The 13,387-nt window shown below is 47.0% G+C and carries 17 protein-coding genes and 1 riboswitch; of the genes, 8 read left to right on the forward strand and 9 right to left on the reverse strand.

Translation table 11 applies throughout. From position 1 onward, the window contains the following. The first annotated feature begins 5 nt into the window (after nucleotides 1-5). The 3 genes from ACXX53_RS12435 to ACXX53_RS12445 all read left to right on the forward strand — a co-directional run bounded on the left by ACXX53_RS12435 (nucleotide 6) and on the right by ACXX53_RS12445 (nucleotide 1,534). Nucleotides 6-407 (forward strand): DUF2871 domain-containing protein, encoded by a 402-nt coding sequence (locus tag ACXX53_RS12435; RefSeq protein WP_458568967.1) that lies wholly within the window; start codon nucleotides 6-8, stop codon nucleotides 405-407. 159 nt (nucleotides 408-566) lie between these two features. Continuing rightward, complete coding sequence (locus ACXX53_RS12440; protein WP_458568968.1) at nucleotides 567-1,070, forward strand: RDD family protein; 504 nt, start codon at nucleotides 567-569, stop codon at nucleotides 1,068-1,070. Between the two features lie 104 nt (nucleotides 1,071-1,174). Further along, on the forward strand, nucleotides 1,175-1,534 hold the full coding sequence (locus ACXX53_RS12445) for a VOC family protein (RefSeq protein WP_458568969.1): 360 nt from the start codon (nucleotides 1,175-1,177) through the stop codon (nucleotides 1,532-1,534). A gap of 102 nt (nucleotides 1,535-1,636) precedes the next feature. Here ACXX53_RS12445 and ACXX53_RS12450 read toward each other — a convergent pair whose 3' ends face one another. Beyond that, nucleotides 1,637-1,993 (reverse strand): HesB/IscA family protein, encoded by a 357-nt coding sequence (locus tag ACXX53_RS12450; protein ID WP_458568970.1) that lies wholly within the window; start codon nucleotides 1,991-1,993, stop codon nucleotides 1,637-1,639. A gap of 224 nt (nucleotides 1,994-2,217) precedes the next feature. Between ACXX53_RS12450 and mqnE the strand changes: the two genes are divergently transcribed. After that, the gene (mqnE, locus tag ACXX53_RS12455; protein ID WP_458568971.1) at nucleotides 2,218-3,324 is read left to right on the forward strand and encodes an aminofutalosine synthase MqnE; all 1,107 of its coding nucleotides are present in this window, start codon (nucleotides 2,218-2,220) and stop codon (nucleotides 3,322-3,324) included. A gap of 161 nt (nucleotides 3,325-3,485) precedes the next feature. Then, nucleotides 3,486-4,559 (forward strand): NAD(P)/FAD-dependent oxidoreductase, encoded by a 1,074-nt coding sequence (locus ACXX53_RS12460; protein ID WP_458568972.1) that lies wholly within the window; start codon nucleotides 3,486-3,488, stop codon nucleotides 4,557-4,559. 38 nt (nucleotides 4,560-4,597) lie between these two features. Here ACXX53_RS12460 and ACXX53_RS12465 read toward each other — a convergent pair whose 3' ends face one another. After that, nucleotides 4,598-4,840, reverse strand: a complete 243-nt coding sequence (locus tag ACXX53_RS12465; RefSeq protein WP_458568973.1) for a YuzB family protein — start codon at nucleotides 4,838-4,840, stop codon at nucleotides 4,598-4,600. Between the two features lie 92 nt (nucleotides 4,841-4,932). Here ACXX53_RS12465 and ACXX53_RS12470 point away from each other — a divergent pair, with 92 nt between their 5' ends. Then, nucleotides 4,933-5,178 carry a NifU family protein gene (locus ACXX53_RS12470; RefSeq protein WP_458568974.1) on the forward strand — a complete coding sequence of 82 codons (246 nt, stop codon included), beginning with the start codon at nucleotides 4,933-4,935 and terminating at the stop codon, nucleotides 5,176-5,178. A gap of 43 nt (nucleotides 5,179-5,221) precedes the next feature. Here ACXX53_RS12470 and ACXX53_RS12475 read toward each other — a convergent pair whose 3' ends face one another. The 5 genes from ACXX53_RS12475 to ACXX53_RS12495 form a co-directional block, all read right to left on the reverse strand. Continuing rightward, a complete protein-coding gene (locus ACXX53_RS12475; protein ID WP_458568975.1) occupies nucleotides 5,222-5,995 on the reverse strand; it encodes an SDR family oxidoreductase in 774 nt (257 codons plus the stop codon). 153 nt (nucleotides 5,996-6,148) lie between these two features. Further along, complete coding sequence (locus ACXX53_RS12480) at nucleotides 6,149-6,982, reverse strand: MetQ/NlpA family ABC transporter substrate-binding protein (protein ID WP_458568976.1); 834 nt, start codon at nucleotides 6,980-6,982, stop codon at nucleotides 6,149-6,151. Between the two features lie 107 nt (nucleotides 6,983-7,089). Then, on the reverse strand, nucleotides 7,090-7,761 hold the full coding sequence (locus ACXX53_RS12485) for a methionine ABC transporter permease (RefSeq protein WP_458568977.1): 672 nt from the start codon (nucleotides 7,759-7,761) through the stop codon (nucleotides 7,090-7,092). After that, the gene (locus tag ACXX53_RS12490) at nucleotides 7,761-8,789 is read right to left on the reverse strand and encodes a methionine ABC transporter ATP-binding protein (protein ID WP_458568978.1); all 1,029 of its coding nucleotides are present in this window, start codon (nucleotides 8,787-8,789) and stop codon (nucleotides 7,761-7,763) included. The genes ACXX53_RS12485 and ACXX53_RS12490 overlap by 1 nt, the downstream gene beginning before the upstream one ends. A 188-nt stretch (nucleotides 8,790-8,977) precedes the next feature. Next, nucleotides 8,978-9,124: riboswitch (SAM riboswitch) on the reverse strand. Between the two features lie 154 nt (nucleotides 9,125-9,278). Then, on the reverse strand, nucleotides 9,279-9,977 hold the full coding sequence (locus ACXX53_RS12495) for a Cthe_2314 family HEPN domain-containing protein (protein ID WP_458568979.1): 699 nt from the start codon (nucleotides 9,975-9,977) through the stop codon (nucleotides 9,279-9,281). 265 nt (nucleotides 9,978-10,242) lie between these two features. On the opposite strand from ACXX53_RS12495, the gene ACXX53_RS12500 reads away from it, so the two are divergent. Beyond that, nucleotides 10,243-10,422 carry a hypothetical protein gene (locus ACXX53_RS12500; protein ID WP_458568980.1) on the forward strand — a complete coding sequence of 60 codons (180 nt, stop codon included), beginning with the start codon at nucleotides 10,243-10,245 and terminating at the stop codon, nucleotides 10,420-10,422. On the opposite strand, the gene ACXX53_RS12505 is transcribed toward ACXX53_RS12500, so the two are convergent. Next, complete coding sequence (locus tag ACXX53_RS12505; RefSeq protein ID WP_458569063.1) at nucleotides 10,423-11,352, reverse strand: COX15/CtaA family protein; 930 nt, start codon at nucleotides 11,350-11,352, stop codon at nucleotides 10,423-10,425. A 243-nt stretch (nucleotides 11,353-11,595) separates the two neighbouring features. Then, on the reverse strand, nucleotides 11,596-11,934 hold the full coding sequence (locus ACXX53_RS12510; protein ID WP_458568981.1) for a thioredoxin family protein: 339 nt from the start codon (nucleotides 11,932-11,934) through the stop codon (nucleotides 11,596-11,598). 141 nt (nucleotides 11,935-12,075) lie between these two features. On the opposite strand from ACXX53_RS12510, the gene ACXX53_RS12515 reads away from it, so the two are divergent. Next, the gene (locus ACXX53_RS12515) at nucleotides 12,076-13,347 is read left to right on the forward strand and encodes a DUF2515 family protein (RefSeq protein WP_458568982.1); all 1,272 of its coding nucleotides are present in this window, start codon (nucleotides 12,076-12,078) and stop codon (nucleotides 13,345-13,347) included. Nucleotides 13,348-13,387: the final 40 nt, after the last annotated feature.

Raw genomic sequence — 13,387 nt, forward strand, 5'->3', positions numbered from 1 at the left:
ACATTATGAAAAAACTTTATTACTCATCATTCTTCTACGCTATTCTAGGTCTTATCGCTGGTTTATTCTATCGAGAAGTTACGAAAAATAGCGACTTTACAGGCGACACGATTCTCCGCGGTCTTCATACGCATATTCTTGTGCTCGGCTTCATCTTCTTCCTTATCGTACTGATCTTGGGCAAGCTGTTCCAAGTACATGAAGAGAAGTCATTTAACATCTGGTTCATTGTATACAACCTCGGCTTGGTAATTACACTCGTAGCTATGGCATGGCGCGGTATGCTGCAGGTAAATGGCGGAGATCTCAGCTTCCTGCCTCATATCGCAGGACTTGGCCACACCATTCTCGGCTTAGCAATTGCATGGCTTATGATCCTTCTTGGAAAACGCGTAAATAACAATTAATTAAACAAAACGAAGCAACATGATGAACGGGGCTCATCTCTTAAGTAGATCTTCTACCTAAGGGATGAGCCCCTTGATATTTATAGAGCTTCTCATCAATTGAATAGGCTGGTCATATAATGATGAGATACGATGATTAGAAAGGAGATCCAATATACCATGAAATTATCGATTAGAAGATTGGTAGCCTATTGGCTGGACTTTGTGCTTCTTGCATTTATTCTAATTGGATTACAGCTGCTGCTGTACAGCATAAGTTCTGGATTTCCATTTCAAATTCTGACTGCCGGATATCAGATCGAGCTTTGGGTTCTCAGTTCCATGTCATTGCCGGTATGGACCTACTTTATCTTGTGCGAGAGATATAAACAACAAACAATCGGAAAGCGATTATTGAAGCTAGTTGTAATAAATCATGATGGCGGAGCAATCAACACTCGACAAGCGTTCATTCGAACAGCGATCAGGCTGCTGCCATGGGAGCTTACCCATCTCATACTGCTTATTCCTACGCCGTGGTGGAATGTTGAAGAGCCTGAGAATATGTTTCTAATCATCATTCCGAATCTGATGATCATGGTATATGTCCTATTTCTAATGATAAATAAAGGAACAAGAGCGCTTCATGATTATTTGGCAAAGACACAGGTGAGAACACGATGAACTGTTTTGACTAAATGGTATATTTTGGGTATCATACAAGAAGCAGTTTGATAGAATCTGAGAAATCAAGCTGCTCACCCATCCAACCATTTAGGAGGAGCGATATGACGCCAATGTTCAAGCGAATCGACACTGTGTTTGTATATGTAAGCGATCTGGAGCGTTCTGTTCAATGGTACACGAACATTCTTGGCCTACAGGTACGTTGGAATATGCAGGAGTACGCCATATTGTCTGTCGCAGACGGTGAGACTCCATTGACTTTAATGCAGTCCACTGAAGAGCAGCTTATTATTCCGACTGGAGAACAGTTTAATTTCTTCACGCCTGACATCGACAAGGCCTATGTCCATCTATCAGAGCAAGGTGTTAGTGTTGGAGAGATGAATGTGGACGGCGGGGTTAAATTTTTTACGTTTAAAGACCCGGATGGAAATGTGTTGGGCGCATGTTATTTTGAGTAATCATAATATAAATTGGTAAGATAGAAAAAGCCTCACCGCGAGCTGATATCGATTCACGATACCAACCGCTGAGAGGCTTTATACTTTGCTTGATATATTGAATTAGTCGCATTTCTCCGCTTTGCCTGCAGATGTAGCAGTACGGAACGAAGATCCGCAACCGCATGTGGAGATGGCATTCGGATTCTGAATCGTGAACCCGCCGGACATGCCCGATTCCTTGTAGTCGATCTCCAGCCCTTGAAGATGCGGTACACTTTCCTTATCAACCACAACTTTCAGACCGCTTGTTTCGACATGCACATCATCGCTAGTCTCTTCATCATCGAAGCCCATTCCATATGAAAAACCGCTGCATCCACCTGGTTTAACACCGATACGCAGGAACATGTTCGGGTTCCCTTCTTGTTCAAGCATTTCCTTTATCTTCTCAACCGCGAAATCGCTAATTGTGATCATTGTTATATCCCTCCTCGTACTTCTAAGTATACCCCTCCATGAACTAGGGCACAAGTGAACACTTGCATCGTTAAATGATTGTCAATGTCTGCTGGACATGTATTGCTCCTTCATAGAGGCAGGGTTATAATGAAACTAAATGTGATGAAAAGCACTGTCAATCTCCGATGGATTATTCCGCCGCGGGGTTATTTTTATGCATAAAGTAAACTGGGGGAGCTAATATGATAACAAACTGGACTCGACACGCTGATGCGCGTATGGCTGAAATCGCTGAGAAAGTGGAACGCGGCGAACGGCTTACATTAGAAGATGGCGTATATTTGTATCAATCTGACGATATTTTGACCTTGGGTCAACTAGCTAACCTAGCGAATATGCGCAAAAACGGTAAAAACGTTTATTTTATTGAAAACATGTCTCTATATTTCACAAATGTGTGCGAAGCACACTGCGCTTTCTGTAACTTCCGTAAGGATGAAGGTGAGGAAGGAGCCTATACGCTGTCTGGCGATGAAATGATTGCTTTCGTCGATCAGCATATTCATCCAGGTGTACGTGAGTTCCATATCGTTGGCGGTCACAACCCTCATGTTCCGTTCCAATACTATGTAGATTCGCTTCGCGCCTTGAAGGAGCGTTACCCTAACGTTACCTTGAAAGCCTACACCGCAGCAGAAATTGACTTCTTTACGAGAATCAGCGGTCTGAGCATTGAGGAAGTGCTGCGCCAGTTGATTGATGCAGGATTGGAATCTCTGACAGGCGGCGGCGCCGAGATTCTGTCCGATGAATACCGCAAGAAGATGCGTGTAGAGAAAGCAGGCGTTGAGCGATACCTTGAAGTGCATCATACCGCGCATAAGCTTGGTATGAAGACGCACACGACGATGCTCTACGGCGCGATCGAAACGCATGAAGATCGTGTTCGTCACATGATTAAGATTCGCGAGCTTCAAGACGAAACAAATGGCTTCTTAGTGTTTATCCCGCTGTCTATGCAGCCTAAGAGCCAGAAGGCGAGCATTAAGCGCCGTAATTCCGCCTATGAGGACTTGAAGACGATCGCAATCAGCCGTCTGATGTTGGATAATATTCCACATATCAAAGCGTACTTTATCAACATCGGCACACAGTTAACGCAGATGGCACTGACATTTGGCGCGTCCGATGTTCATGGTACGATCGTTAAAGAACGAATCAGTCACGCGGCCGGCGCTCTTACGCCTGAAGGCTTGACTCGTGACGAATTGATCTGGCTCGTGAAGGGCGCAGGCCGCACACCGATCGAGAGAGACACGTTCTATAACGTCATTGAAGTGTACGAATAGATGGTAGATACCGCAGAAGAACTGCGGTGTACTAGAGAAGCGACACCCATGCCAAGACACCATAGAATCGCTATGTGGAGATTCGGATGATCTATACTGTGCTGCGTCCTGCGTGGACGAAAATCATCTTAACATTTGGCATCTTGGGAGGATAATCAAACATGAAGCGCTTTGTAGTTTGTGGTGGAGGATACGGCGGTCTAGCTCTTATTAATCGTTTGTTGGAACAAGGACTTCCAGCTAATATCGAGATTATACTTATTGACCGAATGCCGTTCCAGGGATTAAAGACAGAATACTATGCTTTGGCGGCGGGAACCGTGTCCGACTTAGAAATTCGGGTTGCCTTTCCAATAGACCCGCGCGTTACGATCCGATATGGTGAAGTAACCAGCATCGACCTTGATGCTAACCTAGTCCATTTGCATGAGCAGGACCCTATCTCCTATGACCAATTGGCGATTGCGCTTGGATGCACAGATCGTTATCACGGCATACCGGGTGCGGACTTGTTCGGCAACAGCATTCAGAGCTTGTCGAGTACGAGAAAAACATATCAGTTGATTAACGATGTAAAGCCATATGGGCAAATAAGCATTGTTGGCGGCGGCTTGAGCGGAGTCGAGATGGCAGCGGAACTGCGTGAGAGCCGACCTGATCTGAATATTCGAATATTGGATCGAGGCACACGTTTAATGTCTTCTTTCCCAGAGAAGCTGTCTACTTATATATCGGAATGGTTCACGGAACATGACATAGAGCTTCGCTCGCGCATGAACGTTTCCCGCTTAGATCAAGGAGTCATCTATAATCGGTTAGAGAACAGCGAAGAAGCTATCAGCTCCGATGTCACGGTATGGACTGCAGGGATTCAACCCGTAGCGCAAGTTCAGGAGCTTATGGTTCCGAAGGATCCGCAAGGGCGCATCCTGCTGAACAGCTATCACCAAATACCGGATTATCCGAATGTATTTGTAGTTGGGGATTGCGCCAGCTTGACCTTCTCGCCAAGTGCTCAGGCTGCAGGCGCTCAGGGTGAACAGATCGCTGACGTCGCATTAGCGCAGTGGAAAGGCGAAACCCCGCAGCTTGGGAAGATTAAACTGAAGGGAGTACTTGGCTCCCTAGGGAAGAAGAGCGGCTTCGGTATGCTGGGCAAGCGTCCAATGGTCGGCTTCGTACCGCGCGTGATTAAGAGCGGCGTATTGTGGATCTCGAAGCATCACATCGGATAGCTGAACCAAAAATGGGAACCCTCGAGTATCATTTACTCCTAAGGTTCCCATTCTTCAATTTCCTTAATCTTGATCTTTATCGCTTCTAACAGCTTCTCTGCTGTCTCTGCCGCGACAGTTTCCCCGTTTACCAGCGCATACGGGAACATATAGCATTCACCGCAGTTGCCAAGACAGCCGTATTCGATGACATCAACATCTGGATTCTGCTCCAATTGTCGCAAGACCTCGTCTGTGCCATGATGCATGTTGCCTACGCAGAATTCAATGATAGGTCTCATTGACAATCGTCCTTTCTTTGAGCTTAGTCCTTTGATTTTAGTTCGCTTTATAATATAATAACAGTAGCATGGATGAAAGGAGTTGGCTAGTAATGAGTGAAACTTCACAAAACAGCATGTATGATGAAGTGCTGGAAGTGTTGGATAAATTGCGTCCGTTCCTGCAGCGCGACGGCGGTGACGTTGAATTGGTCGATGTTGAGGACGGTATCGTGAAATTGCGTCTGATGGGCGCTTGCGGCAGCTGCCCTAGCTCCACGATCACGCTTAAAGCCGGCATTGAACGCGCTTTGGTTGAAGAAGTCGAAGGCGTACAGGAAGTCGTTCAAGTATTCTAATGATGAAGAAGGAGTCTTGCCCTCGCGGCAAGACTCCTTTTGTTTATCTAATATTATTACGAATCGGATCCAGCCCTCCGGAAACGTTGATAATATTCCCCGTTATGAAGTCGGACTTATCCTCGCATAGAAACCGAATCGTGCGCGCGACATCCTCACCTGTGCCAGGTCTGCCCCGAGGCGTCTCCTCATCACGTATGTTCATTACGTCATCGATCAACGCTTCCTTATAATGACCGCGAATATCCCCTGGACAGAGCATATTCACCGTTATACCATAAGTTGCCTCTTCCACTGCCAACGTCTTCGTAAAGGAAACGAGTCCTACCTTGGCTGCCGCATATACTGCGCGATGCGGCCAAGCACGCGCCTCGACAGCATGACCGAAGCCATAATGGATAATGCGCCCCCATCCCTTCGCGCGCATATCTGGCAGCAGCAGATGATCAAGCAGCATAACACCGGTCAAATTGCCATTCATTAAATATAAGATATCTTCTTCCTCATAATCGCTGAACAACCGCCGTTCCCGAATAAAGGGTCCTGCATTATTGATGACGATATCCGGCGATCCCAACTGTTCCTTCGTCTCGCTGACCAGCCGTTTCACATCTTCCCGCTTCGATATGTCGGCGCCGATTGCCGCACAGCGCACTCCCTTATCTTCAATTGTACGCCGTAGTGTCATCGCTTCCGGTTCACTGTGCACGTAATTAATGACAATATCATAACCCGCGTCAGCAAGCGACAATGCGGCAGTCTTGCCAAGCCCCTTGACACTTCCTGTTATTAGCGCGATCTTACGCTTCTGCTCCACGTCGTTTCCATCCCCCCCGGGCTATTCCTGAACATTAATTTCAGTATAGAATATATAACCATTAAGAACAACCGAACGAAGATTTCAACGGTAAGCTACTAATACGACACATAAAAAACCCAGCGCCCGCAGGCACTGGGTTATAGGCTTGATTTAGAATGCAGGAACGATTGCTCCCTTGTACTCCGTTTCAATAAATTGCTTCACTTCATCGGATTGCAGTGCAGCGACTAACTTCTTAATCGCATCGCTGTCCTTGTTATCCTCACGCGCAACCAAAATGTTGGCGTAAGGGGAATCCTTATCCTCGATGAAGAGTGCATCTTCCATCGGATTAAGTCCAGCTTGAAGAGCATAGTTCGTGTTGATCAGAGCAAGCTCCACCTCGTCCAATACACGCGGCAGCATTGCTGCTTCAACCTCTTTAAACTCGATGTTCTTCGGGTTCTCTACGATATCACGCTTAGTGGCATTCAAGCCTGCACCGTCTTTAAGCTTGATAACCCCTTGCTTCTCAAGCAGGAGCAGAGCGCGCCCGCCATTCGTCGCATCGTTCGGAATCGCGATTGTTGCTCCGTCTGTCAGCTCGTCCAGCGACTTAATCTTCTTCGAATATCCGCCAAACGGCTCAATATGCACATTGCCTACGGATACCAGGTTCATGCCTTTTTCAGCATTTTGCTCGTCTAGATATGGCTTATGCTGAAAGAAGTTCGCGTCCAGCTGCTTCTCATACAACTGTGTATTGGGAATCACATAATCCGTAAATTCTTTAATTTCCAGTTCAATGCCCTGCTCCTTCAGCTTCGGCGCGACAAGCTTCAATATATCCGCATGCGGCATCGGTGATGCGCCAACTACCAATTTCGTTGTCTCAGAGCCAGTTGAAGCGCCGTTAGCTCCATTTGATTCCTCAGGCTTACTGCCGCACGCTGCAAGCAGTGTCACCAAGCTTACTAATACCAATACAACAAGACCTTTTTTCATCTGAATATCTCCTCTCGATGTCCCCTTTTATAGTTTTCTTTCATGGTGTCGTTCCTATAGGGTCATTTATTTATATTTAAAGCTGTATAAGCTGGCTTCTAATGTTATTACTTGCGGGAAAAGTGTTTCACTAGTATATCGCCAATCCACTGCAGCACCTGAACGAGCACGATCATTAGTATGATCGAGACGATCATGACACTCGGCTCATATCGGTGGTAACCGTAACGAATCGCTAAGTCACCTAATCCGCCGCCGCCGATCATACCTGACATAGCTGTATACGAAACGAGTGTAACAGCTGTTATCGTCGTGCCAGCGATCAAGCCAGGCATCGCTTCTGGCAGCAGCACTTTGCGAACGATTTGCCAAGTTGAAGCTCCCATTGCCTGTGCTGCCTCGATAACCCCGCGATCTACTTCACGCAGCGACGTTTCAACTAGGCGGGAGAAGAACGGCGCCGCTGCAATAACGAGCGGTGGAATCGTCCCCTCAACCCCGATCGAGGTTCCTACGAGAAGCTTCGTAAGCGGTATGATGAAGATCATCAAGATGATGAACGGTACCGAGCGCAGAATGTTTACGATGAATGACAGCACGCTATATAGCATTCGAACGTACCGACTCTGAGATTTACCCGTTAAGAACAGCAGTACACCTAGCGGCAAGCCGAGAATGAATGTAAATACCACTGAGAATAGCATCATCTGCAACGTATCAACAGTAGCAGTTCCGATCTCGCTCCAATCTAATCCTGTAAAATCAATGCCGAACAGCATTATGCAAGCACCTCCACTTCAAGCCCTTTTTCCTTCAAGCCTGCAATAGCTTGCTCGACTGCAGTACGCTCGCCATCGAGACGAACCACAAGCTGTCCATACGGCACATCCTTCATTTTAGAAATCGTACCCTGCAGGATAGCGAAATGAACACCAGCGGCCACCAACACCCGGTTCAATATCGGCTCATAGGTGACATCACCCAAGTAATCGATCTTCACGACTACAGAGCCATCTCCTCCCAGCTTCTTGAACGATGCCCATGGCTGAATATCGTCATGATGGCTTTCTTCTAATATAAATTCGCGTGTAACCTGATGCTTCGGCTTCAGGAACACTTCAACTACACTTCCTTCTTCGACGATGCGTCCGCCGCTGATGACGGCGACCTTATCGCATATCGTCTGAATCACATGCATTTCATGCGTGATCAGTACGATTGTGATGCCGAGATCGCGATTGATCTGCAGCAGCAGCTCCAGAATGGATTGCGTCGTCTGCGGGTCAAGTGCCGATGTCGCTTCATCACAGAGGAGCACCTTCGGATCGTTCGCTAATGCGCGAGCAATTCCGACACGCTGCTTCTGTCCACCGGACAGCTGAGCCGGATACTTGTCGCGGTGCTCTTCCAGACCAACCAAGCGTATGAGTTCATTGACTCTTGCGTTCACTCTTTCCTTAGAATGCTTGTAGAGACGCATTGGAAATGCAATATTGTCAAACACCGTAGCAGATGACAGTAAATTAAAATGCTGAAAGATCATGCCGATCTTGCTGCGCTGCTGTTGTAATTCCTGCTTCGACAGCTTCGTCAGATCAACGCCGTCAATAATAACTTCTCCAGATGTAGGACGCTCCAGCAGATTCATACTGCGAAGCAAGGTACTCTTGCCTGCGCCTGAATGACCGATAATTCCGTATATTTCACCAGCCTGAATCTGGAGGTCGATATGTTCTAATGCCAGCAGCCCTGCTTCCCCTTTGCGAGGACTGGGATAGCGCTTGGACAACTCTTTAATGTGTATCATGCTCTAGCACATTCCTTTCTACTTTCGTGATAACTTACATCATGATCATCGTGATATATCAGTAAGAGAACATCATTATTCTTGGCGAAACTCTCCATCATAATGCCAAAAAGCCCCTCTCAGCAGATGCCAAGAGGGGCTTCATATCTATACCGTTCAACATAAATAGGCGGCACATATAAACCCTTCTCTCATCTGCCAGAATGCTGTTATGCATCCTGAAGGAATTAGCACCATAGACATCATGCAACTATTCGCCGTAGCGAAACTTACTGGGTTGCATGATCGGTTGCCGGGCTTCATCGGGCCTGTCCCTCCGCCTCTCTTGATGAGATCAGTCTTGATTCGTTCTTTGTACAGAAACGAGATCAAGTTGATTATGATTATCACATCGATCTTATGAAGTTATTGCCAAAGTATAAAGCAGTCTATCAGGCAAGTCAACAGCCAATAATTTACAACAAACACAGATCGAATCGAGGTATACGTTTATTTGAAATGATGGAGCTGTTCAAACACCGCCGTTAATACGTGACACACCATGAGATAGCCCTCACGCAGATCATCTACATTGTTCTTAATGTTCTCCAGCTTGATCTTCTCATTCAAGCTGCGATGCCGCTGCCACAGATCATCCTGCATCTCTGTGTTCATATGGTGAATCTCCGTATTACGGCGTTTGCGCAGACGCTGCAGGGCATCACTATGCTGCTCCTTCAATTCGATCAAACGATTCGTCAATTGCGGTGTGACACCCTTCGACCGCATCTGGCGCACTACGGTATAGAAAGAGAAGCGGCTCTTCACCTTATCAGTCTCTAGATTCAGCGCTTCATTAAGCAGCGTCCCCAGTTTATCCAGCACGGAAAAAACTCGTATGAAGCCGTCCTTGTAGAAATACACATGACGATAATAATCGTCCAACTCGGATTCATTCATCTCTTCTTGATACTGCTTCGTCACGCGCTCCGCGAATCGTTCTGACGCATAGACGCTCTGCTCCAGCTCATCAAGTGACGTCTTGAGACCAACGGTCCACACTTCATATTTGCACCAATCTTGCTTCGGATCCCCGTGCTTTACCATCTGAGAACGAACCATTTGTACATATTGATCCATGGCGTCCATCGCCTGCTTGATTTCACCATCGTCCACACGAGGCGGTTCGCCGAACAGTATTCGGAGCATGCTAAGCCCTCCATTCACCATTGATATGACATCGCCAATATCCCATGTAATGGTTTAGAATTCCTCAGATAAACAACTCTTAACCGTCATCATCCTCTTATACCTATAGATAACGACACTTTCAGCGCTTATCAGACAGGTGACAACAATGTAAGGCGAACGTAAGTCAGCGCAATGGCTAGCCTCAGCCTCGAGATGTACAATGAACTCAACAAGCAAGCGAACAGACGCTTACACATCATTTTTCAATAGGGGGAACATTCAGATGAATGCACAAGCAAAGAACACATTTACAGTATCAAATAATGACAAGCAGCATATGGAGCTCAAACCGAGCATTAGTTGGAATGTGCGATGGGTAGAGGCCGTTAAAGCTACAGCTTGCGTCTTGTTTCTAGGGACAAGCATCGATGAGCAGCAGCGCACTGTCATGAAAAGCGCATAATCATGCTGACAGCTCCTGCTGCTTCTGCTCTCTCAACTGCCATACTCTTACGCTCATATAGCACAGAACACTAAACATACCGCAAATGAACACTGTATGAAGCAAGCTCGAAAACAGCAGCAGATTCTCATCCATGATCGTGAACACGACGAGTGCCCCGGTCAATATTTGCCCTAAGCAGAGCACTAACGTCCAGATGCCGCATAATTGAATCTCGCGATTATTCTTATGATGATGGTAGGCAAAATGGGCCATTGTCGCGACTACAACAAACAGCAGCGCTGCTGCCACACGATGCATGAATGCGATCAGCGTCCCGCCCGTTAGATCGGGAATGAGCTCGCCATTGCAGAGCGGCCATCCGCTGCAACCACCTGCAGATTGGGTATGACGGACAAACGCGCCTACGTAGATGACGATATAAGTGTACAGCAATGTAAACCATACGCCATAACGAAACACATCCTTTACAAGCTGTTGGCCGTTGGATGGCTGCGGCTTCAATCCTATAGAATAGTTGCGCAATGACAGACTTAATAAGAATGAAGAGGCGAATGCAATTAGCGAGAAGCCGAAATGCAGGGCCATTACAGCTGCATTTTGTTGATAAACAACTGCAAGTGCGCCCATCATAGCCTGAACAACAGTGAAGATTAGCGTTAACCCCCCGTATATCCTGCTGTCTCGCAGGTCTCGAGCATATTTCCAGAGTAAGATAAACATCAATAGTACGAGCAAACCTACAACCCCGGTTACGAGGCGATGCGAATATTCAATCAAGGATTCGATCGTATAGGCGGGTATAAACTTTCCGTTGCATAACGGCCAATCCGTTCCACAGCCTCTACCAGAACCCGTTTTCGTTACTACCGCCCCATTGAGCACAACGATAAACATCCCAATGCATACGGTATAGGCAAGCCTCTTCATTTTAAGCAATAGGTTTGTATCCAAACGTTTCACCTGACCTATAATTCAGAATCTGCACACCAAGTACCAACTTGTTCCAGTCGACATCATTATACTAGAAAAGGCAATTCTGTGAACAACCAAATTGTGACAATTGTAACACCAATATCATCCAATCACATAAGTATTTTTGTGTGTTGCTTCAACCGTTCCAGATTGACGAAAAAAACCGCTCCCTGACGGGAACGGCTGCTAGCAGGTGAATTATTTCATTGCATTGCTGACGGCGATCGCTCGTTCCACAAACTGCTCGATCTCCGGACGAGTCTTGCGTAATTTATTAACGAAACGGATAACTTCTTTACCGCCCTTGAAGGCGACAAAGCTCGGGATACCGAGAATGTGATTGCGCTCTGCAACCGACAGAAGCGCTTCCGCATCAACCTCTATGAAGGTAACCTCTGGATTAGCGCTTTCGATGTCAGGCATGAATGGATCGATGAAATGACAATCCGGGCACCAAGTTGTTTTGAACACTGCTATCGTCAACGCAGGCTCGTGGATTATCGCTTCAAAGCGCTCTTCTGATTGTATCTTTTCCATATTGGAACCCTCCTAACTTTTGTTCACTTCAACATATACCATCACTTTTCCGCTGTCAAATTAACTTTAGGTTACAATCCGCTGAAATACGGGCATAATGGATAACATTTCAACAAATATGGGAAGGGATGCGGTTATTCCGTGACTTCAGCTAATTCTCCCCGTTGGGTCACGCTGCTTAAGCTTATTCAGCAGCTTACCAGGACTGCTTACAATACAGCGCGCCAGCAGATGAATACGTTGCTCGCTATGTGGAGATCGCCCAGATCGGGAATGCTGGAATGGAATCCCGCTCAAGCACAGCGTGTAGAGGAACGAGTTCGTCGAAGCATTGCGGAACAGGATGCGAATCGTCCTATTCAGAAAAAGGCTGATCCAAACAAGGGCAAGCCCCTAGTAAAAGAAGAACGTGAAATCGTGCGCCACATCGAGCGGTCAGTGCGCAATATGAACCGCAGCAATATTACCCGAACACATGCCTACGCGAGTATCTATCAAGCTTATCCCGAATTGCATTGGGCCATGCTTGCGCATATGGTATCCCGCAACGGCGGATGGAATATGACCGATCTGCAAGGCAATGTGCTGCCTGCCATCATGGATAGCGAGCGTCGATTATGGATGTATCGCACGCTGGAGCGGTGCAACGCGCTTATCTTTCAAGACGCCTATCCGCAGCTATTGCTGTATGCCGCCAGCAGGCGATTGGGGCGAAGCTTGTTTCATCTGCTGCCGATCTTCCACGTCTCCTCTTTCATGTCACCGTTCTGGGAGTCGTTCTGGATTCAACCGAACAGCCCTCTGCTTACGACTGCACTGATTATTAATGAGCAGCACGTTATTGAAGGCCGTGTTGTGCGCAGCGAGGAATATGTGAAGCATGTCATAGGACGAACAGACTTCTCGCTTCATGGAATCGTACAGATGAATCAAGTCGTATTTCCGGTCGGCACACCGAACATAGCCGCTCCTATGCCGCTGTATGGCTTGACATTGGAGAAATTCGACAGCATCAAAGAACGCATTTCTTTTGGCAAGCAATTGTACACCCTGCTGTTTGATGTACCTGAAGTGAATGCTGGGGCGCATCGCTTCATGCAAACCGTTCCGCACACGGCTTCACGCTCAGATTATTGGCCTCACCGCTTTACCAGTCGACGTCCATCGACTAGCAACTCTAGACATGAGCAGAAGGTAAATCACGATCTGCTCATCTACAGTCCTAAGCTTAATGACGCTTGGAAAGACGATCGACACGCACCGATCGAGCCAGGGGACTGGCTTCGAAGAGACGATGTGCTGCAGGAATTGTTTCTTCCGCCAACTCCAGCAGCGCGTGCCGCATATATGTCGGACTTGCACGAATTGATGTGGGATGAATTGATCGACATCGCCCAATTGGCGCAAGAATAAACCGTGATTGGCCACCCCTCCAGGGACATAGCCGATCACG

This window comes from Paenibacillus marinisediminis, from assembly GCF_054343325.1.